The sequence below is a fragment of the Candidatus Zymogenus saltonus genome (assembly GCA_016929395.1).
Lineage (GTDB): Bacteria > Desulfobacterota > Zymogenia > Zymogenales > Zymogenaceae > Zymogenus > Zymogenus saltonus.
The window spans coordinates 17,106-38,185 of the sequence record JAFGIX010000049.1; the positions used below are offsets into that span (position 1 = coordinate 17,106).

20 protein-coding genes are annotated in these 21,080 nt (G+C 51.4%); 13 read left to right on the forward strand and 7 right to left on the reverse strand.

Features of this window, described 5'->3' with window-relative positions:
- Window positions 1–14: 14 nt before the first annotated feature.
- The 9 genes from JW984_09695 (at window position 15) to JW984_09735 (ending at window position 8,889) form a co-directional block, all read left to right on the forward strand.
- Complete coding sequence (locus tag JW984_09695; protein MBN1573453.1) at window positions 15–3,098, forward strand: efflux RND transporter permease subunit; 3,084 nt, start codon at window positions 15–17, stop codon at window positions 3,096–3,098.
- Window positions 3,095–3,922 carry an ATP-binding cassette domain-containing protein gene (locus tag JW984_09700; protein MBN1573454.1) on the forward strand — a complete coding sequence of 276 codons (828 nt, stop codon included), beginning with the start codon at window positions 3,095–3,097 and terminating at the stop codon, window positions 3,920–3,922. Before JW984_09695 ends, JW984_09700 begins: the two co-directional genes overlap by 4 nt.
- Window positions 3,923–3,987: 65 nt before the next feature.
- A complete protein-coding gene (locus JW984_09705; protein ID MBN1573455.1) occupies window positions 3,988–4,218 on the forward strand; it encodes a hypothetical protein in 231 nt (76 codons plus the stop codon).
- Between the two features lie 123 nt (window positions 4,219–4,341).
- Window positions 4,342–4,605, forward strand: coding sequence for a hypothetical protein (locus JW984_09710; GenBank protein MBN1573456.1), 264 nt, complete (start codon window positions 4,342–4,344; stop codon window positions 4,603–4,605).
- A gap of 27 nt (window positions 4,606–4,632) precedes the next feature.
- The gene (locus JW984_09715) at window positions 4,633–5,622 is read left to right on the forward strand and encodes an RluA family pseudouridine synthase (GenBank protein MBN1573457.1); all 990 of its coding nucleotides are present in this window, start codon (window positions 4,633–4,635) and stop codon (window positions 5,620–5,622) included.
- Window positions 5,615–6,403, forward strand: coding sequence for a peptidoglycan editing factor PgeF (gene pgeF, locus JW984_09720; GenBank protein ID MBN1573458.1), 789 nt, complete (start codon window positions 5,615–5,617; stop codon window positions 6,401–6,403). Before JW984_09715 ends, pgeF begins: the two co-directional genes overlap by 8 nt.
- Before the next feature lie 37 nt (window positions 6,404–6,440).
- On the forward strand, window positions 6,441–7,052 hold the full coding sequence (locus JW984_09725) for a dephospho-CoA kinase (protein MBN1573459.1): 612 nt from the start codon (window positions 6,441–6,443) through the stop codon (window positions 7,050–7,052).
- A gap of 33 nt (window positions 7,053–7,085) precedes the next feature.
- On the forward strand, window positions 7,086–7,571 hold the full coding sequence (locus JW984_09730; GenBank protein ID MBN1573460.1) for an NYN domain-containing protein: 486 nt from the start codon (window positions 7,086–7,088) through the stop codon (window positions 7,569–7,571).
- Window positions 7,572–7,794: 223 nt separating this feature from the next.
- The gene (locus JW984_09735; GenBank protein ID MBN1573461.1) at window positions 7,795–8,889 is read left to right on the forward strand and encodes a trypsin-like peptidase domain-containing protein; all 1,095 of its coding nucleotides are present in this window, start codon (window positions 7,795–7,797) and stop codon (window positions 8,887–8,889) included.
- An 8-nt stretch (window positions 8,890–8,897) separates the two neighbouring features.
- On the opposite strand, the gene JW984_09740 is transcribed toward JW984_09735, so the two are convergent.
- Entirely contained in the window at window positions 8,898–10,259 is a 1,362-nt protein-coding gene (locus JW984_09740; protein MBN1573462.1) for an aspartate aminotransferase family protein, read from the reverse strand.
- On the reverse strand, window positions 10,260–10,595 hold the full coding sequence (locus JW984_09745) for a cupin domain-containing protein (protein ID MBN1573463.1): 336 nt from the start codon (window positions 10,593–10,595) through the stop codon (window positions 10,260–10,262).
- 458 nt (window positions 10,596–11,053) lie between these two features.
- Here JW984_09745 and JW984_09750 point away from each other — a divergent pair, with 458 nt between their 5' ends.
- Window positions 11,054–11,593: a hypothetical protein gene (locus JW984_09750; protein MBN1573464.1), complete on the forward strand. Its 540-nt coding sequence runs from the start codon at window positions 11,054–11,056 to the stop codon at window positions 11,591–11,593.
- Between the two features lie 136 nt (window positions 11,594–11,729).
- Here the strand turns inward: JW984_09750 and JW984_09755 are convergent, their stop codons facing one another.
- The 5 genes from JW984_09755 to JW984_09775 form a co-directional block, all read right to left on the reverse strand.
- Window positions 11,730–12,887 (reverse strand): nitronate monooxygenase, encoded by a 1,158-nt coding sequence (locus JW984_09755; protein MBN1573465.1) that lies wholly within the window; start codon window positions 12,885–12,887, stop codon window positions 11,730–11,732.
- Between the two features lie 205 nt (window positions 12,888–13,092).
- The gene (locus JW984_09760; GenBank protein MBN1573466.1) at window positions 13,093–13,896 is read right to left on the reverse strand and encodes a hypothetical protein; all 804 of its coding nucleotides are present in this window, start codon (window positions 13,894–13,896) and stop codon (window positions 13,093–13,095) included.
- Window positions 13,897–13,931: 35 nt separating this feature from the next.
- A complete protein-coding gene (locus tag JW984_09765) occupies window positions 13,932–14,801 on the reverse strand; it encodes an alpha/beta hydrolase (protein MBN1573467.1) in 870 nt (289 codons plus the stop codon).
- A gap of 30 nt (window positions 14,802–14,831) precedes the next feature.
- Entirely contained in the window at window positions 14,832–16,142 is a 1,311-nt protein-coding gene (locus JW984_09770) for an MFS transporter (protein MBN1573468.1), read from the reverse strand.
- A 110-nt stretch (window positions 16,143–16,252) separates the two neighbouring features.
- The gene (locus JW984_09775; GenBank protein MBN1573469.1) at window positions 16,253–16,855 is read right to left on the reverse strand and encodes a hypothetical protein; all 603 of its coding nucleotides are present in this window, start codon (window positions 16,853–16,855) and stop codon (window positions 16,253–16,255) included.
- Window positions 16,856–17,182: 327 nt separating this feature from the next.
- Here JW984_09775 and JW984_09780 point away from each other — a divergent pair, with 327 nt between their 5' ends.
- The 3 genes from JW984_09780 to JW984_09790 all read left to right on the forward strand — a co-directional run bounded on the left by JW984_09780 (window position 17,183) and on the right by JW984_09790 (window position 20,985).
- Window positions 17,183–18,364: a TMEM43 family protein gene (locus JW984_09780; protein MBN1573470.1), complete on the forward strand. Its 1,182-nt coding sequence runs from the start codon at window positions 17,183–17,185 to the stop codon at window positions 18,362–18,364.
- Window positions 18,365–18,521: 157 nt separating this feature from the next.
- The gene (locus JW984_09785) at window positions 18,522–20,168 is read left to right on the forward strand and encodes a protein kinase (GenBank protein ID MBN1573471.1); all 1,647 of its coding nucleotides are present in this window, start codon (window positions 18,522–18,524) and stop codon (window positions 20,166–20,168) included.
- A gap of 94 nt (window positions 20,169–20,262) precedes the next feature.
- Window positions 20,263–20,985, forward strand: coding sequence for a SagB/ThcOx family dehydrogenase (locus tag JW984_09790; GenBank protein MBN1573472.1), 723 nt, complete (start codon window positions 20,263–20,265; stop codon window positions 20,983–20,985).
- Window positions 20,986–21,080 lie beyond the last annotated feature (95 nt).

The following is a 21,080-nucleotide window of genomic DNA, read 5'->3' on the forward strand; positions in this document are numbered from 1 at the left end:
TAAGAGATGAAATGATGTCAATACCGAAATTTTCCGTAAGAAATTCAGTCCTTGTAAATATGATTACCATCGCGGTCTTCATCCTCGGGGTGATCTTTGCAAGGAACCTCAACAGGGAGGTCTTCCCGGCCATCGCCTATGGTTACATAATAATCGTCGCGCCTTATCCCGGCGCGTCCCCCGAGGAGATAGAGAAGGTGGTCACGACCCCGATAGAGGAGGAGATCGCCGATGTCGATGGAATAAAGAAGCTGAACTCGAGGACGAGGGAGGGAGTGGCGACAATCATCATTCAGGCGGAGAGCGATGTTGAGGGGATAGAACTCGATCAGCTTTTCAATGATATAAAGACCGAGGTGGACAAGGTTGATGACCTCCCTGAGGACGTGGACGACATCGAGTTTATAAAGCTTAGCGCCGAATTTCCCGCCATAACGGTCGGATTCGGGGGGGACGTCCCCGAGGAGTACCTGCAGAACTCGGCCGACAGGCTTAAAAAGAAGGTAGAGCTGATTGACGGCGTGGGCACCGTGGAATTATGGGCCTACAGGGACAAGGAGTTCTGGGTTCAGGTAGACCCGAGAAAGCTCGAGGCGGCAAACCTTACCATGACGGAAATCATAAACGCAATTAAGTATAGAAACCTCAATATCCCGGGCGGCTCCTTTGACCAAGGGAGAAAAGAGATCCTCCTAAGGACAATGGGCGAGGTGGAGAATAAGGACGATATCGGAGGTATCGTAGTCCGCTCCCTTCCCACCGGAACCATAAAGGTCAAGGATATCGCAAACGTTGTCGAAACCTTTGAGGAAGAGGACATAATCGGCAGGCTCAACGGCACGAGGACCGTGGCGCTGTTCGTCAACAAGAAGGCCGACGGCGATGTTATCGATATCGTAAAAGAAGTAAAGAGGCTTGTCAAAGAGGAGGAAAAACTGCTGCCGGAGGGCGCGGAGATTGCTCTGGTACAGGATATCTCAAAATATGTGGTAAGGAGGCAGAACACCCTCCTCTTTAACGGGGCCATCGGACTCTTCCTCGTAATACTTATTCTATACGCCTTTTTGGAGTCGAGGGTCGCCTTCTGGGCCGCAATGGGGATCCCCTTTTCGTTTCTCCTGACCATTATTATCATGTACTACACGGGAATGAGCCTTAACATGCTTTCCATGTTCGGGTTGATCCTCGTTCTGGGAATTGTTGTCGACGATGCGATTGTCGTGTCGGAAAACGTCTTTCGATATAGAGAGATGGGGCTTTCCCCATCGGAAGCGGCAGTCGCAGGCGCGGAGGAGGTGGTGCTTCCCGTAACCGCCGCCATTTCAACGAATATCGCGGCATTTCTCCCCCTTTTGATGATGGTGGGGATAACAGGCAAGTTTCTCAGGGTCATACCGGAGATCGTTATCATAACGCTTTTGGCGTCCCTCCTCGAGGCGTTTTTGGTCCTTCCGTCCCACCTTGCGGAATTCGTAAAAATAAAGACGGATGAGAAGGCAAAGGAGGCCAGGGCATGGTTCAATAAAGTGAGGGATTTCTACGGAAGTGTGTTGGGCGGATTTTTAACAAGACGCTACAAGATTTTTTTCGGTCTTCTCGGCGTTGCCGTCATTACCATATTCTTTGCCCTGTTAACCATGGAGTTTGTCTTTATGGGCAAGTCAAGGGCGGAGCAATTCATGATCAATATATACAATCCCGTGAATTCAAACATCGATGAGACCGATCGAGTCGTCAAGGAAGTCGAGAAGATCGTGATGGAGAGCACTGATGCATCGGAAAATATCTCCGCCCTGATTACCCTCGTTGGATATATTGAGACCGGTGAGGCGCCCATTCAGGGTTCCTATGTAGGCCAGCTCTGGATCGAGCTCACAAAACATGGTTACGAAGACGTCGGTGCAGAAAAGATCATATCGGAGCTCAGGAAGAAGACCTCCTTGATACCGGGCCCAACATCGATTACATTCACGGAGCTTCACGGCGGGCCTCCCACCGGGTCGGCGGTGGCAATGGAGATCAAGGGAGAGGACTTCGATGTCCTAAGGAAGCTTTCTGAGGAGGTCAAGGAGGAGCTGGGAAAGATAAAGGGTGTTAAGGATATAGACGACAATTTCAGGGTGGGCAAGGAGGAGATCCGTGTGATTGTGGATGAGCACAGGGCGCGCTCCCTCGGACTGAATGTGGCGACCGTAGCGACCGAAATGCGCCAAGCATTTTCGGGAGGCGATGCGGGAAACATCAGACGTGGTGACAAAAAAATAGACATTATCGTGAAATACGCCGACCAGTTCAAAAACAGCGATTATCTGATGAATTTTTCCGTGCCGAACTCATCCGGTGAGAGAATCCCGATTAAGGCGTTTTCCGAAATTAAATACGGAGAGGGCATATTGAGGATCTATCATACCGAGAGGGAGAGGAGTATTACCGTAACGGCGGATGTCGAAAAAGAGGAGATTACCTCCGGCGCCGTCAACGAGCTCCTTATCGACAAATTCGGAACCGTGAGCAATAAGTACCCGGGCGTCACATTTAAATACGGCGGAGAATACGAGGATACGCAGGAGTCCATGGATTCCATGGTCAAGGCCTTCTGGCTTGCCATATTTCTCATTTACGTGATCCTTGCGGCCCTTTTCAAGTCCTTTGTTCAGCCGATTATTATCCTGTTTACCATACCGTTTTCCTTTATCGGGGTTGTGGCGGGGTTATTCATCATGAATATAGAGCTGTCCCTCCTTGCGGTCATAGGAATCGTTGCCCTCGTTGGTATCGTCGTCAACGATTCCCTTGTCCTGGTCGATTTCATCAACCGGGCGAGAGAATCGGGAATGGCCCTTTACGATGCCGTCATTGAATCGGGCAAGACGAGGCTGAGGCCCATTCTCCTAACCTCCTTGACCACTATCGGTGGCCTGGGGCCGATGGCGTTCGGGCTTGGCGGTAGCGAGCCCTATCTCGCCCCAATGGCCATATCCATCGTCTGGGGGCTTACCTTTGCCACGGTGCTGACGCTTCTGGTTATCCCCTGTCTTTATATCATAGTTGAAGACATCAAGGTATGGATTGAAAAAAGAGTCAGGGGGAGAATTTGATCCACCTCTCCGATGTTCATTTGTCCTTCGATTCTGCGTCGGGCATAAAAAACCGAGTGCTGAACGGGGTCGATCTCCACATTCCAAGGGGTAAGTACGCCGCCCTTATCGGCCCAAACGGCTCCGGGAAGACCACGATAGCAAAGATCATAAAGGGATTGATCACTCCTGACAGCGGGACGGTAAAGGTCGCAGGCAAGACGATCTCCCACGAGGAATTGATGGACAACGTGGGGCTGGTTTTCTCCAATCCCGAAAACCAGATCGTATCCGCCGTTGTTGAAGAGGATATAGCTTTTGGACTCGAAAATCAGGGGGTCCCGACTTCGGAGATGAAGGAACTGGTTTCCACCGCTCTTAAAAGGCTGAACCTGTATCAGCTCAGAAAGATGCCTCCCCACCATCTCTCCGGCGGGGAACAGCAGAGACTGGTCATCGCCGGGATACTGGTTTTGGGATCCGAGATTCTTATACTGGATGAGGCCACGTCCATGCTCGACTCGAAGGGGAGGAGAGACATTTTGAGCCTCATCAGGGATCTCAACAGGAGGGAAGGGTTGACGGTTTTGTCCATCACTCACTCTCTCGTCGAGGCGGTCCTCTCAGATCTCGTGCTGGCATTGGACGGGGGGGAGATAATCTTTTGCGGACCTCCACTGGAGTTTCTCTTCAATGACGGGATATTGGAAAGGTTGAAGATCAATCTCCCGGAATTTCTCATCTTGATAAGGAGGCTTGTTGACGAGGGTGTTGATTTGCCGCCTGAAAACGTGGGGATAGAGGGGATAGTCAATGCCCTTGAAAACGTACATGGGGGGATTTAATTATGTTGGTTCATGTTTGTCAGAGTTGCGGGAAAGAGATTTTAAGCGGGGGATTGTTTTACAAGGTGAGACTTGTATCTCAAGCCGGGTTTGACGGCGTCTTGAATGAGGACGACTCCGATATTGAAGGCGCTATCGCCCAGATAGATGAGAAAGATCAGGAGATGATGGAAAGGGATGTCTATTTTGAGATGGAGGCGATTCTCTGCATCGGGTGTAAGGAGAGAATAATAGAGAGCTTTCAAAGGGAAGTGGGCTTTGAAGATTCAATAGGCCCTGGGGAGAGGCTTCATTGAGGTCTTTTATGCGTAAACTCTAATGTCTTGACATCTTATTGTTTTTCTGGAATAATATTTCATATAAAAAAGCATTTTGAGCTTTTTGTTATCAAGGTCGTTTGAAAACCGGGGAATCGAAGCATGAGTCTTATAACCGACCAGGAAGCGGCCAAGAGATTGGCAAGAACGATCATCTCCGATATTACCATATACAACAAGGAAAAGGTCAGAGAGGGCCTTATTAACGACAATCTCTTCGAACTGCTGGCAAATGAGATCGAGCGCGGAAGAAAGGTCTATTTCAGCAGGGTTGCCCCCGAGATCACCGCAAACAGCAACTTCTACGACCTCGCAATAGTGGATGTAATGGTGATTCAGGCGAAAAATATAAGATGTAATATTTAAAATTCCTTGAAGATTAAAAATGAGAAAATAGAAAACAGCTCCCCCCCGCCAAACGCTCATCAGAAGTTTACCCTTGAGGTCTCCGAAGAAGCGGACGGCCTGCGCCTCGATAAATACCTCGCAAATGAGCTTCAGCTTTCCGACCTTTCAAGATCCCAGATCAAGAAAATTATAGAAGATAAAAACATCCTCGTTAACGGCAAGAGTTGCCGCCCGAGCAGGCGTCTCTCCGTCGGGGAGAAGATTGAGGTTACGGTTCCCCCCTTTGAGGCGAAGGCGATCGAGCCGGAGGATATAGATATTGATATAGTCTATGAGGATGATGACCTTGTGGTAATCGACAAGCCTCCCGGCCTTGTGGTTCATCCCGGGGCCGGAAAAGACAGGGGGACGCTGATCTCGGCCCTCCTCTTTAGGGAGATCCCCCTCTCCCGATGCGGCCCGGAGGACAGGCCGGGGATCGTCCACAGGCTCGATAAGGACACTTCGGGACTAATTGTCGTTGCAAAGACGGATGCCGCCCACGATGGACTCTCGGCGCAGTTCAAGGCCCACACGACGGAGAGGATTTACGTGAGCCTCTGCTGGGGGAGGATAGGCGTTGATAACGGAATAATCGAGGCGCCGCTGGCCAGGCACCCGAAAGACAGAAAGAGGATAACCGCCTCCCGGGGTTCGGGCAGGAGGGCGGTGACCGAATACAGGGTGGTCGAGAGGTTTTCGCAGATAACCTTGGTCGAGCTTATGCCGAAGACCGGGCGCACCCATCAGATTCGCGTCCATCTGGCCTACATCGGCCATCCCGTCTGCGGGGACACGACCTACGGCTCTATGAAGGCGGCGAGATCTCTTTCAAGTCCAATGCTCAAAAAAGCCGTTCTCGCCCTCAAGAGACAGGCCCTTCACGCCAAGGTCTTGGGATTTGTCCATCCCATCACCGGCGAGAGGATGAGGTTTACGTCGGACGTTCCGGCGGATATAGAGGAGTTCCTGAAGGTATTGAGAAGTGATGGTTGAGATAAAAGAAAAATCATCGATGAAGCTTATCGGGGTCGATATTCTTGACAAAATCGGGAAAATCGACTATTTATTTACCACGAGGTGCGGACAGGAGCAAGTCGGCGGGCTCGACTTTGACAGAAAAGGGATTGACGACCCTAAGGTAGCGGGGAGCTACGAAGCCGCCGCCGACTATTTCGGCGTCGCTGTCTCCGACATCTTCGTCATGGATCAGGTTCACGGGTCAAGGGTGACCTACCTCGCAAACAGGCCTGTGGGGGACGAGATGTTCGGGGTGGTGAAGACCGACGGCGTCATCACAAAAGTCCCCCGCTTGGCCCTGGCGGTGCTTACGGCCGACTGTGTTCCCATTTTGATGATGGATGTCGGTGGGAGCGCGGTGGGGGCGGTTCACGCGGGGTGGCGGGGGACGGTTGAGGGAATCTCCGCCGCGGCGATAAGGACGATGGGAGACTCTTTCGGATCGAGGGCGGAGGAGATCGTGGTAGTCCTCGGCCCGGCGATTGGCCCCTGCTGTTACGAGGTCGGCCCGGAGGTGGCGGCGGCTGTGAAGGAGAAACATCTATCGGGGGGCGAATATCTCTCGGAGACCGAGGGGGGGTGTTTCATGTTTGACCTCGTCGGTCTCAATCAATCTCTTTTTCACAAGGCGGGGGTGCCCGAAAAAAACATCTTTTCCGTCGGACTTTGCACCCGCTGCAGGGGAGACCTCTTTTACTCCTATAGAAGGGAAGGGGCAAATACCGGAAGGATGCTGAGCGCGATAATGATTCGTTGATTTTGAAACTGTTACCGTTTTTTAAGGATGTATAATGCTGATTGCAGGTCTTACGGGGGGAATCGCCAGCGGGAAGAGCAGCGCTGGGAAGATATTAGCTGAACTTGGAGCCAAGATAGTGGACTCGGATGTGCTTGCAAGGGTAGTCGTGGAGCCGGGAAGGCCGGCCCTTGCAAAGATAGTTGAGAGGTTCGGGGACGGGGTAATCGCAGAAGACGGGACCCTCGACAGGGAAAAGCTGAGGGACATAGTCTTTAAGGACGGAAAGGCCTTAAACGATCTCAACGCCATAATCCACCCGGAGGTCTTCAGGGAGATCCAGCGTGAGATCGCTGACTACCGGAATTCAACTCCCAAGGTTCCGCTCGTTCTTGACATCCCGCTACTCTACGAGGCCGGGGCGGAGGCCATCGTTGACGTCGTCGTGGTGGTCTACGTCGACCGTGAGACGCAGATAAAAAGGCTCATGGCGAGGGACGGTTTTTCCCGTTCCGATGCTGAAAACAGGATAGACAAGCAGATGGACCTCGAAGAGAAGAAGAGGAGGGCGGAGTTCGTGGTCGACAACACAGGGAGCCTCGATGACCTGAGGAGGGAGACTGAAAACGTCTTTAAAGAGCTGATGGAGCTTATGGGCAGGGCTCGATAGGTTTAATTTAAACAGGGGGACGGGGGGATTGACGTGCATGTTATAATCGACGGCTACAACGTGATCATGACCGCGGCCGAATACGGCGCCGTTTCAGGGAGGAAGATGAGAGCGGCCAGAAGCGGGTTGATCAACGACCTGATCAGGTATAGAAAAGTCAGGGGGCACGCCGTTACCGTGGTCTTTGACGCGGTTAAGGCGGGGGGAGTCGAGAGGGTGGTTGAGAGGAGCGCAGGGATAAACGTGATTTTCACGAAGGGGGAGGAGAGGGCCGACGACGTGATCGTTGAGCTTGTGGAGAAGGCGGCGGGGGTGGAGCGGGTGGTCGTGACGTCGGACAGGGAGGTTGTCAGAGCCTCGGAGCGCCGGGGCGCCGCTTCGATCTCGTCCGAGAGTTTTATAGAGAAGATGAGCGCGGCGATAGGCTCAGGGGATGGAAGGGAGGTCGATGACGAACGGGAGCGGGGAAAAACTGGTCGATCGAGGAGCCGCGGGGAAACGTCTCTCAACAAGTTGTGACATTCGTCACACATAGACAATCCGATTAAATTGAAGAAGACCTGTAATATATTGGGGGATTGGTGCGCCCGCAAAGAAATCAACCTTGGCGGATTGTAAACAAAAAAATAGTGACTATATTATTTCATGTGTGTGGGACGGAGATAATCCGGTAGATGGAGGAGTTTTTATGTTCGTTTTTGGAAAGAGCCTTGGGTATTTTTGCGGTCAATAGAAGGGGTAAATGATGATCGAAGGAGGGCAAAACCTTTTGAGGACGCTGGCCCTGAATGGCGAGGGGAGGACTGTGGAGGCAGGAGACGATTCCGGCGGGACTGATAGCGAGTCTAGAAAGACTCCGATTTCAGATAACAATTTCGAATCGGTCGATCCGCCCGACGCCCTGGACGCCTATTCGAGGGCGGTTATTTCGGTCGTGGAAAACGTCGGCCCGTCGGTGGTCAGCATCAAGGTAAAGAAGGATTCCACAACAGGCAGTTACGGTGGCGAGGGTGCCGGATCAGGCGTTGTCATAGCCCCGGACGGCTTCGTCCTCACCAACGATCACGTCGTCTCCGGGGCGAAGGAACTCTCCGTGACCTTGATTGATGGAAACAGTTTCTCAGCAAGGATGGTGGGCTCCGATCCGGGGACGGATCTCGCCGTCGTCCGGGTGATGACCGATAAGATGCCCCACGCAATCCTCGGAGATTCGGATCGCATTCGTGTGGGCCAGCTCGTGATCGCCATCGGGAACCCCCTCGGATTTCAGAACACCGTATCCACCGGCGTTGTCTCCGCCCTGGGGAGATCGATCAGGGGGAGATCAGGAAAGCTGATCGAAAATGTGATTCAGACCGATGTCCCCTTAAATCCAGGAAACTCGGGCGGCCCCCTCGTGGACAGCAGGGGACGCGTCATCGGGATAAACACCGCAATGATCTACATGGCCCAGGGGATAAGCTTCACCGTGCCGATAAATACGGCCAGGTGGGTCGTAAGCGAGATCATCACCCACGGCAAGGTGAAGCGTTACTATCTTGGAATAACGGGGCATTCAAGGCCGGTTGACCGCCGCATCCAGAGACATTTCGGCATCGATACTCCCTCTGCGGTCGAGGTCATGGGCGTGGTTAAGGGGGGGTCGGCTGCCACGGCTGGAATCTCGGAGGGTGATTTGATCGTGGCAATCGAAAATAAAGAGATAGGGAGCGTCGATGATATTCACAGAATATTGGTGGGGCTTCCGAAAAGCCCCAAGCTCAAGATTACCGTTATAAGGGTCATCAAGGGAAAGATGCAGAAGCTGGAAGTTGTTGTTGTCCCCAAAGAGGCATAGACAAAAAATTAAATTAGGTTTAGGGACTCCTCCACGGCCCCGATTGCATCGTCGAGAATCTCCGTCATCGTGTCCAGATTCTTCTCCTTGACGATAAAGGGAGGCGCAAGCAAGATGTGATCCCCCGCTATCCCCTTGACGGAATATCCCCCCGGATACACGTAGAGGCCCCTCTTCAGGCATTCCTGTTGAATCTTCATTCTCACAAGAAGAGAGGGATCGAAGGGTCCCTTTCCTTTGTTGTTGTCCACGACAAATTCAATGCCGATCAGAAGGCCCTTTCCCCTAACGTTGCCGACAATTTTGTGCTTATTTTTAAGGGCCTTCAACTTCGGCATCCAGTAATTCTCCATGTCCGCCACGTGCTCGATAAGCCTTTTTTCGCTTAATATCTTCAGTACCTCGAGTCCCACCGCCGCGGAGGCGGGATGTCCTCCGAACGTGTGGCCGTGGACGAAGGCATGTGTGCCCGATTCCTTCAATATTTCGTACACCTCGTTTTCAACCATGACCGCCCCAAGCGGCGCGTAACCGGAGGACAATCCCTTGGAGAGACAGATGATATGCGGCCTCGCGTGATAATGCTGTGAGGCGAGAAATTTGCCCGTTCTGCCGACGCCGCTCATCACCTCATCGCCGATCATCAGGATGTCGTGTCTCTCGCAGATTTCCCTGATGCGCTTAATATATCCGACCGGCGGGGCGATCCCCGGGGCCGCGGCCCCCACGACCGGCTCAAAGATGAAGGCGGAGATCAGCTCCTCTCCCTCGGCCACGATGGCGCGCTCGAGGTCTTCCGCGCAATCGAGGTTGCAGGTCTTTTTCGTCTGGTTGAAAGGACACCGGTAGCAGTAGGGGGGGCTTATCCTCGGAAAGCTGAAGAGGATCGGGGAGAACTTGAACCTTCTATAATGGTGGCCAGTCAGGGATAGGGCCCCCAGGGTCGAGCCGTGATAGGATATCGCCCTGGCGATTACCATGTATCGTCCCGGCCTACCCTTTTCAAGATGATACTGCCGGGCGAGCTTTATCGCCGCCTCGACCGACTCCGATCCACCGGACGTGAAGTAGACGTGATAGTGCTTGTCCCCAACCATGTTTACGAGCTTCTCGGAGAGCCTTAATATGGGCTCGTTTGAAAAGGTGCTCATGTGGACAAAGGCGATCTTTTCCGCCTGTTTCTTCCACGCATCCATGACCCTTTTATTCCTGTGGCCGAGACAGACGACTGCCGCCCCGGAGGCCCCGTCGATGATCTTTTGCCCCTTATCGTCGTAGATGTAGATTCCGTCCCCACGAACAATGAGGGGATAGCTGCACTTCAAATCGCGGTAAAAAATGTATTTTTCTGTGGGCCTTCTTTTTTGCATTTAGGGGTGCTTCTCTCTCGGGGGATAAAAGACGTTTATGGAGTGAACAGATTCGCCATCTTTAGGCACCTCTGCGCTGTGGGACTCTCCGGAGGGAATATAGATGGTCTCTCCCGCCGTGACGAAAATTTTATCCTCGCCTACGGAGAACTCTATGCTGCCCTCCAGAATGATCGTCAGCTGAGAGGCCTCGTGGCTGTGAGAGGGAAATTTCGCTCCGGGGGCGTATTTATAACGCACGACGGTAAAGGGACCGCCGTTCCACACTCCGCGCTCGACGCCCGGCTTTACCGTTTCGTCTTTGAAATCCAGCTTTTGGGCCTTTTCCGAATACATGTTTGGCACATAATTAAAAAAAAATTGTCTAATGCCTTTGAGCACTACGACACAGTATAAGGATAACGCCATCAAACTTCAATTGTCAAGGGTAAAGCCGAAGAAATGAGACTAATTAGAATTTTTGTAAGAAAATATGTCATGATTTAGTAATTAGATGCAAAAAATTTCAGATTACTAAACAAATATTGGTCTTAACCCCATTGTTAAAATACACAGTTTTTTGTGGGAAAATACACACTTTAACCTATTTACACTCATTGTATCGAATTGGTAATGTATATTTGAGGAAAAAGGATTGGAAATATTCATATTTTTCTCAAATTAGCCTTGAAGAAAGCAATATAATGACTATGTTACCAATAAGATTTCAGATTTCATACTTAACTTTCGAGAATTGCTCGTTTGCTTTCGATCGGCGGGTATAGGTTGGATTGAGTGTTAAAGAGGACGGTAAGATGGAGACAATAAAATATTTGGAAGATGAATTAAAAAGTGTGGGGATTCTTTTGAGGATGCTGCAGAATTCTTCCGACAGAATGGACAACGGAAAAGAAGTGCCTCCTTGGATGCTGAAAGAGAACATGGAGCTCCTTCAGGTGTATATCGATGGTTCCCATATAACGAGGGAGCTATTGATATTGGATCGCATTAAGGAAAAAGGGATACACGTTCCCCTGGGGCGTATTTACGATGACCACAAGATTTTACATAAATACCAGAGGTTCCTTCAGTCGGTGATCGAAGCCTACGATCTTGGATACAGAGGCGCCATGGGAGCGTTCCCTCACTACTGCCGCGATTATATACGGTTGATCGAAGATCACATAGACATTCTACACGAGGTCCTGAGAAAGTCCGAGGATTACATCAGGGATATCGATGAGGAGCTCCTAAACGAGTTAAAAATGATAGACGAAAGATTAAAAAGGATCCGTCAGAGAGGGGAGTACAGAATGGAGATCCTTATAAAGGAGTTTCGCAAAGTGGCGGCCTGAAGCGTCTGTTAAACATTCAGTCCGAACGGTTTATACGAAGGTCAGTTAAAAAGTTCCAAGGCCGGCTCCGTCTTTATCCGATAAACCGTATATTTGTTGTTTTGAAAATTCTTTCTATGAGTCCGCGGCGCTCAAGCTACTTTTCCGACGCCTCCACCCTATTCGGGATATCTACCGTCATAATATTTATCGCGCCTTTAACAATATCTTCGAGGACCTTGCGGGCGGGCCTTATCTCCTTCACGAGGCCCGCGGCCTGTCCCCCCGGGGGGCTGATATAATCGGTGCGCTCCTCTTCGATAAGCCCGCAGACAAGATCGGCCATCAAGAGCGACTGAAGGGGCATGGGAAGGGTTTGAAGCCCCGCCTCGTCCCATCTCCTCATAAGCTCGTTTTTAATCCCCCTCATGGTCTTTCCCGTAAATATCTTCGTGATCTGGGTTCCCTCCTCGTCTGCGGAGACGATCTTCTCCTTGTTGAACTGGTAGTCGTCCGACTCTTCGGTGGCGATAAAGGCTGTCCCGACCCAGACGCCCTCGGCGCCCAGGGTAAGGGCCGCCGCCAGTCCCCTGCCGTCGGCTATGCCGCCCGCCGCCAGCACAGGAACTGGTGAGACGGCATCCACGACCTGGGGAACCAGGGCAAGTGTCCCGACCCTTCCCGTGTGGCCCCCCGCCTCGGTTCCCTGGGCGATAATGATATCCACTCCCGAAGCGGCGACCCTCTTGGCGTTTTTCACGTTTCCAACAAGCCCCATAACCACCATCCCCTGGGCATGGGCTTCGTCCACCATGAAGGCGGGATTGCCCAGTCCCGCCGCAAATACGGGAACCTTCTCTTCAAGGCATATATCGACCGCATCCCTCGGCCTCATAAGGGTCATGTTCAGATTAGGCTCGAAGGAGATGTCCTTTAGATTCAGCTCCTTCATAAGGGAGTCCACGAAATCCCGCTGTTCCTTGGGCAGATATTCCTGAAGCTCCTTGATGGAAATATTCTTCAGGCCCGAAAGATCGCCGGCGTTTTCCTCTACGCCGGAGGGTAAAAGGAGGTCGACGCCGAACGGCTTTTTGGTAATCTCCTTCACCTCCCTTATGGCCTGGCGCATCTCGTCCAGCGTCATCATCGCGGCGCCTATGACGCCGATTCCGCCCGCCTCGCTTACAGCGGCCGCGAGCTTCGAGCCGGTTACGGACTTCATCCCGAAATAAATGCTCCCCATCCCGGCGCAGAACACCGGATACTCCATTCCTATCATGTCACAAATCTTCGTCTTAAGTACGCTTTTCGTCATGATTTAAAACCCCTTATATGAAAAATTAAGGATTTTTTTACCAAACCCCGTTTTTGTACCATACTTGCCGCTTTCGGTAAATAGAAAATGAAATACATATTGTAAAAAAGATTGGTAAAAAATGGTTTTTATGCATTTGTTTTGATGCATTCCAGAAAGTCTGAATATTTGAGGAGGATAATCCTGATTAGAAGGGGTGTATGGATTATTCCGACGGGAGCTTGTTCATAAGCGCCTTCTCAGCCTCGGCCAGGTCGACGGGGGTGAAAGAGAAATGCCCCAGGGGGAACTGGACTTTAAAGTAAACGGCGATTCCTATATCGTTTATAAGAAATATTCCGCCGCCCTTTTTCCCCTTTATATCTATCTTTGCACACTCCTCGGTGCCTTTTGTTCCATTGACCTTTTCCATCCCGATAAAAGTGCAGGAATTCGAGTTGATCTTTCCGTCAATGAGAGACATTATCCTGTAGGTCACGTCTCCCGATCTGTCCTGAAATCCTCTGAGGTAAAGATCACCGGAGATGAAGTCGAACTCGTCCTTGGCGTGAGAGACCTCTTTGATCTTATTCCCCTTGATTATCTTGAGAGTTCCCGTTCCCATCTCATCTCGCCTGAAAAGTCTCCTCTCGACGCTGCCGTTTACATCTATTGTGGAGGTGAATGAGACGATAAGGCCCGAGCCGTTCCAGGTTGTGGAGGTTCTTTCGCTGTACAGGACTGTTATAACTCCCAGGTCTATAATGAACTTCTTGACTCCATCCTCTTTAAGCTCGCCCCCTGAAGAAGATGAAAACCGCGAGATGGAATATCCTATATCCTTATCTCTGTAAGAAATCCTCCAGGCCAGATCGAAAGGCTCCCCCTTTTCGTAGTCGTTGTAAACCGATGAGGGCTTGCCCCCCCCTATCCCCAATTCCTCCACCCGAAGACTTTTTGCCGCAGGCGCAATCACACAAAAAGACAAGATCAAGATTGAGAGAAAAGGGATGGCGGGCACCTTTTTCATAGGGGAAGGTCCTGTGGTGGGCTGAAACGCGATCGTTACAGCCCCTCCGACTTCAGGAATTCGTCCACCTTCCTGTTAAAAAGATCAGGTGCCTCCACGAAGGGGAGATGGCCCATATCGGGCAGCATCTGAATCGATATGTTGTTCCCCATGCACTTTTGCGCGATTTTGGCCCCGAACGGCGGCAGGACCTCATCCTTTTCGCCCCACAGAATATACGTGGGGATTTTAATCTCCCCCGCCCTTTTGCGGTAGTCGGCCCTGAGCACCTCCCTTGCCATATCCAGGAGGATGTTGATCCAGAGCTCGTAGTCTTTTCTTTTTACCATCTCGTCGTAGCCGGCGGTTATTTTGTCCAGGAACGGGAGCTTCTTGTCGTAGGTGAAGGTGGTAACCCTGTCGTAGAGGCGGGTGGTCATTTTTTTTATGATCTTTTCCCTTGGGAAAAGCTTTGTCTGGAGGGGGAGCAGCGCCGCAAGGAGCCTGTTTCTCCCCGAAAAGCCGGCCGGGGCCGCAAGGACCAGCGACGATATAAGGTCCTGTTTTTTTAAAGCCGTTTCCATTGCTACAGCTCCGCCCATGGAGCTTCCAACGAGGATTACGTATTTGAGCTTTAGCTTCTCGATAAGCTCGATAACCGCGTCCGACATAAAGGGGATGTTGTAGGATACCCACTCATCCTTTTCGGACAGGTAATAGCCGGGGTAGTCGAGGGCGACGACACGCCTCTTCTTTGAGAAATAAGAGGTATTTCTCGAAAAAACGGTGAGGTTCACTGAGAATCCGTGAAGAAAGACGAGGGTCGATCCAGTTTCCCTCTCATCGCCCTCGTCGATGTAGGCGCAGTCGTGCCCCACCAGTTCTATCCGCTTAACCTTGTGGGGATATAGGCCTTCCAGGGTCATATCTCACCTCCTGTCTCTTGGCAACGATTCTCACTTTTTTGCAAGATCGGCTATCTTCTTCTGTACCATCTCGTAATCCGACCTGAAGTGACGAAGGGCCAATATTCCCATGACCGCTACGACGATATACGATAGGGGCAGGACGACAAGCCCGTAGATCAGGGAGTTTTCAAATCCAAAATGGTTGAAAATATCACTTGTCCATCCCACGAAGGCCGGCCCCAAGGAGAAGCCTATCCCCGTCTGGAAGAGGAGCAGAAGCGCCATGGCCACGCCACGGTCCTGGGGCTCCGTCAGGTTGACGATGATGGCCGACAAAATCGGAAACATCGCAACGGAGAGGATTACGGCTATGAAAAACGATGCTATCAGTATCGATTTGCTCTGCGTTATAAGCACCAAGAACATGAAGGGGACGGCTATTAGGGCAGCGAGGGCCTGAGTCTTTATCCTCGCCGTGCTGTCTTTTCGTGACCAGATGTCCGCGATTATCGCCCCGCCCAGGGCGCCGACGACACCCCCGACAAGCATAGCTATGCCGGCAATTTTCCCAGCAACCGCGAGATCATAATGCCATACCCTTTCGAGGTAGGAGGGCATCCATATATTGAAGCCCTGGGATCCGAACATGATCAGGGCGGTGGCCGCGTAGTGGTAACGGAGCGTTCTCAAGGAGAGAATCTTTCTGACCTTCGTCCCGAATCCCTCCAGTTCTATTCTTTCGCTCGCATCGGCGGTCAGGCCCTCGGAGCCTCCCCTTACCGGCTCCTTCATGAAGAGGATAAACGGAATCAAGATAATTCCGGGGGTTGCGTAGATGAAAAAGGTTTTTTGCCACCCGTATTTCACCGCGAGGATTCCCCCAAGGATTATGCCCAATCCCGCGCCGAGGGGGACGCCCATCTGAAATACGGCGATCATCGTGGCCCTCACCTTTTCGCTGAAGTAGTCCCCGAGCATCGAGACACCGGCGGGGTGCGCCGACGACTCCCCCGTACCGGTAAAGGCCCTGGCGGTAAAGAGGGTTATGAACCTTCCGGCAAGTCCCGATGAAAAGGTCGCCAAGCTCCACAGAAATATACCGAAGACCAAGACGTACTTTCTCCTGAAGCGGTCGACGGCAAGGCCCATCGGTAGCGCCATTATGGCGTAGAAGACCGTAAAGGCAATGCCGCCCAAAAGACCCAGCTGAGAGTCGGAAAGATCGAGATCGGCTTTTATCAAAGGGAAAAGTATACCTACTACGTATCTGTCCATGTAGTTGACCGAGTTTATAAGAACAAGAATAACGAGGGCGTAAATCGCCTGCCCTTTGGTGAAGGCGGATGAATCGTTGTTCATGAGAATTACTCCATAAAGATATTTATATAGCCTTTTTTTTACAATATTCTATTGATTTTATCGGTTAATGTCAAACAATAGTTTATATTGATGACATAAAAGAAAATCTTTCAGGCCCATCTGATTTCAGGTGGATTTTTGGGGCTTCCCTTAGGCTTTCCGCCGTATCCCGGGCCCAGCTTCTTTATCACCCTTGCGGGATTTCCCACGACGATTACGTTTTCCGGGACGTCCTCCGTGACCACAGCCCCCGCCCCCACGATGCTCCCCCTGCCGATGGTGACGCCCCCCAGGATGATCGCCCCGCCCCCTATCCAGACGCCCCTTTTCACGGTTATGGGCAAGTGGTGGAGGTTTCCGGCCCTGAAGTCCTCGCTTCCCGTCTCGTGGGTCTTGCTCAGAAACTTTACCCCTGGGCCCACGATTACGTTGTCCTCGATGGTGGTCTCTCCGTTTATCTCGCTCCCGTAGTTAATAAAGCATCTGGAGCCGATAACAACGGGGCCGTTTATTACGGTATCCGTCTCTATGTAGGAGCGGTTGCCCAGCACCAACCCCCCCTTGACCCTTACATCCTCCTTTATGATAGAATCGGTGTCCAGTTCGGTTTTCGATATGTCTTCGAGGGTTACCCCCCCCATAATGAATCGTGTCCTCAAAGGGCCTTTCAAAAAAGGCGATAGGAGAAATCCCCTAAAAGCGGCAACGTACATGCTCCTCTTGGGGAAGATAAGGACATTTAAAATGAAAGAGAGGATGCCGTGAAGGAGGAGTTTTATCTCTCTCTTGAGGGTGAATTTTGATGGAAGGTAGATGGATTCCACTTATTGTTGGTCCATAATCAAAGGTATTTATACGGACAAGCGGGTAAAATTTACTGTTTGAGCGAAAATTATAGCATAAAAATGTGATATTGATTACATAAAGCGCAAAAAATTTCTGTTATTTTTCAGAAAAATGTAGTATATTTTTACCAAAAATAGTATATGTAAGGTGGTTTTAGAAATATAATTTAGTAACTGTTTTAAAGGAGTTTTACAGTGGTTACCGAAACTACGACAAGAAGTTGGGGACAAAAGATCGGTGATTCGATAAAGGGGGTATTGATCGGTATTCTCCTCTTTATTGCGTCTTTTGTCGTGTTGTGGATGAATGAGGGAAGAATCGACATCTCCGAGGTTATCGCGAATAACGCCGTCGACATCAGCGCGGAAACGGTCGACACCGTAAACGAGAGGGCCCTTGTATCTGTGACGGGGGCTTTAAACTCGACGGAGAAGCTGGGCGATCCCACATTCCTCAATCCGGGAGATTACCTGGTGCTCAACCGCTCGGTCGAGATGTGGGCATGGGTGGAGAAGAGCGAATCCAAGACTCAAAAGAAGGTCGGGGGAGGCGAGGAGACCGTTACCACATATTACTACGTTACGGAATGGACTTCTATGCCCGCCAACTCGTCTTCATTCCATGACAAGAGCCCCGAGTACACCAATCCCCCCATGAAGTATCAAAGTGAGACCTTTTACGTGAATGAGGCAAAGGTCGGGGTTTATCCTATCGACATCAGAACTATGAGCCTTCCTGGAGGCAGCGCCGTTCCTCTGGAGACATCAAGCTTGGTCTACGGCACCGGGACCGGGGCTACGCTCGACGGCGGTTACATTTTTATTCCAGCAACTCCCACGTCTTACTACGGGACTCCATCGAGCCTTGGGAGCCCGAAGGTCGGCGACACCAGGATAAAGTACACCGCCCTTCCGAACAACATTAACGTGACGGCGTTCGGTATGCTGGAGAGCGGCAAGCTTGTGTCCTACACGGCGACGAAGAAGTTGAAGAGGGACGCCAAGATTTACCACGCCCGGATGGGTACCAAGGACGAGGCGATAGCGACTCTTAGCGGTGAGCATAAGACGATGGGATGGATTTTGAGGATAGTCGGATTTCTCATGATGTGGTTCGGCCTCGGCCTCCTGTTAGGTCCAATCACCGCGGTTCTCGATGTCCTGCCGTTCCTCGGCAACATAAGCAAGACTCTCATCAGCATAGTGACGTTTTTCATGGCCCTTGTTCTGACGATAACAACCGTGATCGTCGCCATGATCGCCCACAGCGTCGTCGGCCTGATAGTCACTGTTGTGATCGTCCTTGCGATAATGACGCTCATCGTGATGCTCATTTTGAAGAAAAAGGACAAGAAGGCCGCGGCGGCCGCAAAATAATTTTGTACGGTTTGCTTGCAATCTAAAAGGAGCGGGGGAATGATCCCCGCTCCTTTTTTAACGCTCTTTTTTTAATATTGGCTTGAATTATTCCAAATTTCTAATATTATTAGATATAGTGAAACCTTTCAATCACTTTTGATTTCATGGAGACAATATGGGCGTCTGTCCCCAGTGTGGACTAAAAAACAGGGTAGGGGCGAAATTCTGTAACGAATGCGCCGCTCCCCTCACCGGGTCCGGCGATCCCTTCATAGGAACCACGATAGACAAGCGCTACAGGGTTGAAAGGAAGATCGCCGAGGGGGGAATGGGAGCGATCTATCTGGCCACTCAGGTCAGGATAAAGAGAAAGATAGCCTTGAAGATCCTTCATCCGGATCTCGCCCGGGACAAGAAGTTCCTCGACCGTTTTATAAACGAGGCGGTGACCTCCGCCGGCCTCAAGCACGAAAATATCGTGCAGGTCATCGACTCTGGTCCGGTCTCCGTCAGGGACACCTTTTTCATAGCTATGGAGTTCGTGGACGGGGAGACACTGACCGAAATTATCAAGAGGAAGGCGCCCCTTCCCGTAAGATACTCCTTCAACGTGGCCCTGGAGGTGGCCCACGGGCTGTCTCACGCCCACAGGATCGGCCAGGGGATAATTCACAGGGACGTCAAGCCCGGGAATATCATGATCGAGAAGTCGGGCCGCGTCGTCCTGACGGACTTCGGAATCGCAAAGGCCGTGGGCGGGAAGGGCCAAACGACCACGGGCTCGATAATCGGGACTCCGGACTACATGAGCCTGGAGCAGGTCAAGGGTCAGCAGCTGGATGGGAGGAGCGATATCTACTCCCTCGGCGTTGTCCTCTACGAGATGCTGACGGGGGTCTCGCCCTTCAGGATGGACTCCGGCGTCTCCACGATAACCAAGATAGTTTCGGAAGAGGCGGTGCCCATCAAAAGCCTCAGGTCAAACCTTCCAGACTGGGCGGCCTCCATAGTTACCAGGGCGATGGCCAAAAAGAGGAGCGAGAGGTTTCAGTCCGCCGACGAGTTCATAAGAGCCGTCGAGGCGGGACTGGCGGGGATAGGGGTGGCGGGAAGGATTGAAAAAGTAATCAGAGGAGAGAAGCTCAAGGGGAGGGATAAGGGGGATACCTTTCGCAGGGCGATTTCATCGAGTTTCAATAAGACAAGGGTGATGGGAGAGGATATCAGGGCCGCTCTTACTCAGGTGATCGGCAAGGCCCAGGAAAAGGTCACAAAAGGACCCCTTGCAAAAAAGGGAGTCCTCACCAATGATCAGAGTCTGTTTCTGTTTGCGTTGTTGATAATCGGAGTTGTGTCGATCCTCTTTGCGCTGGCCGATTCGATAGTCTACGGACTTGTTATAACTAAAAAGATGGGTGATTCATGGCTCTATGTTCTGGATGTTATGGATTATATCATCATTGCGGTCCTGTGGATCTTTTTAATCTATATCTCCGATCCCAAAAAGGGTGCCTTTCTGGGAGGGTTATATTCCCTTGTCGTCTTTATCGCCGTCAACCTCCTTAATCTGATCTTTGTTAAAAAATTCGGCATCAACCCGTATCGATTTATCTTCTCGCTGGCCTTTGGCACTGCTATAGGGACTTTTTTCGGCTTTTCGATATCCCTCCTTGCCGGATTTATCAAGGCGGGCTTTCCAAGGAGGACGGCCCTGATATTGCTCTCGATCTCGTTTGTCGTTCATATGGGACTGATTTTCATTTTGCAGGATTACGTCTTCAGGATACTCTTCACGGCCATTTTCGGCCTTCACGGGAAATAACCTTTTGAAAGGGATGGGAGTCTTTTTAAGCCTCATGGCCGGTTTGGGGATTTAAGAGCGCTCCTTTATTTTAGACACTAAGGTTTTTTGATAAATGGGAATAGGCAAAAAATTTCAGGACGAGACGAAGTATTTCCCTGACAGGATACCCGGGGGATTCTATGGTCTGGATGAAAGGCCGGAGCCCTTTAAAACCTACCCGGATGCCGAGAGGATCGCCCTTCCCCTGCCTAAGACTGGTGGGGGAATGCCGATTTGGGATGCCATAAACCTGAGGAGGAGCGAAAGGGATTACGGCGGTGAACCGGTGACGAAAGACGAGCTTTCCCAGCTCATCTGGGCCGCCCAGGGGATTACAGCCGTGGAGTATGGATACAGATTTCGCGCGGCGCCCTCGGCCGGCGCCCTTTACCCTATAGAGACGTACCTCGGCATTAAAAATGTCCCCGGTATTCCCAGGGGTCTTTATCACTACGCCTTGAGGGAGGATGAGCTGGAGCTGATAAAGGGAGGCGATCTCTCCCGCGAGCTGGCCGACGGCGCCCTTGGTCAGGAGATGGTCGAGAGCGCCGACGTAGTCTTCCTCTTCACGGCGATTTTTATGCGCTCGACGATAAAGTACAGTGAGAGGGGATACAGGTATGTCTACCTCGACTGCGGCCACATCATGCAGAACCTCCTATTGGCGGTGACCGCGCTTGGGCTTTCCGCCTGCCCGATAGCGGCCCTCTACGACCAGGAGGTAAACGACATCATAGGCATTGACGGGGAGAGGGAGAGCGTGCTCTACATGGCCTCCGTCGGAAGGGGGCGGTAATCCTCTCAGGGTCAGTCATGCCGCTTTTACTCGATTGTCCGCTGATATATGGCTTGTCATACAATCGGCCGCACACATTTTCATATATTGGCAGG

What these genes read in the sequence shown, in the direction of transcription:
- JW984_09695 (MBN1573453.1), top strand. Translation starts at nt 15, where the DNA reads ATGTCAATACCGAAATTTTCCGTAAGAAATTCAGTCCTTGTAAATATG.
- JW984_09710 (MBN1573456.1), top strand. Translation starts at nt 4,342, where the DNA reads ATGAGTCTTATAACCGACCAGGAAGCGGCCAAGAGATTGGCAAGAACG.
- pgeF (MBN1573458.1), top strand. Translation starts at nt 5,615, where the DNA reads ATGGTTGAGATAAAAGAAAAATCATCGATGAAGCTTATCGGGGTCGAT.
- JW984_09735 (MBN1573461.1), top strand. Translation starts at nt 7,795, where the DNA reads ATGATGATCGAAGGAGGGCAAAACCTTTTGAGGACGCTGGCCCTGAAT.
- JW984_09740 (MBN1573462.1), bottom strand. Translation starts at nt 10,259, where the DNA reads ATGCAAAAAAGAAGGCCCACAGAAAAATACATTTTTTACCGCGATTTG.
- JW984_09745 (MBN1573463.1), bottom strand. Translation starts at nt 10,595, where the DNA reads ATGTATTCGGAAAAGGCCCAAAAGCTGGATTTCAAAGACGAAACGGTA.
- JW984_09750 (MBN1573464.1), top strand. Translation starts at nt 11,054, where the DNA reads ATGGAGACAATAAAATATTTGGAAGATGAATTAAAAAGTGTGGGGATT.
- JW984_09755 (MBN1573465.1), bottom strand. Translation starts at nt 12,887, where the DNA reads ATGACGAAAAGCGTACTTAAGACGAAGATTTGTGACATGATAGGAATG.
- JW984_09760 (MBN1573466.1), bottom strand. Translation starts at nt 13,896, where the DNA reads ATGAAAAAGGTGCCCGCCATCCCTTTTCTCTCAATCTTGATCTTGTCT.
- JW984_09765 (MBN1573467.1), bottom strand. Translation starts at nt 14,801, where the DNA reads ATGACCCTGGAAGGCCTATATCCCCACAAGGTTAAGCGGATAGAACTG.
- JW984_09770 (MBN1573468.1), bottom strand. Translation starts at nt 16,142, where the DNA reads ATGAACAACGATTCATCCGCCTTCACCAAAGGGCAGGCGATTTACGCC.
- JW984_09775 (MBN1573469.1), bottom strand. Translation starts at nt 16,855, where the DNA reads ATGTACGTTGCCGCTTTTAGGGGATTTCTCCTATCGCCTTTTTTGAAA.
- JW984_09785 (MBN1573471.1), top strand. Translation starts at nt 18,522, where the DNA reads ATGGGCGTCTGTCCCCAGTGTGGACTAAAAAACAGGGTAGGGGCGAAA.
- JW984_09790 (MBN1573472.1), top strand. Translation starts at nt 20,263, where the DNA reads ATGGGAATAGGCAAAAAATTTCAGGACGAGACGAAGTATTTCCCTGAC.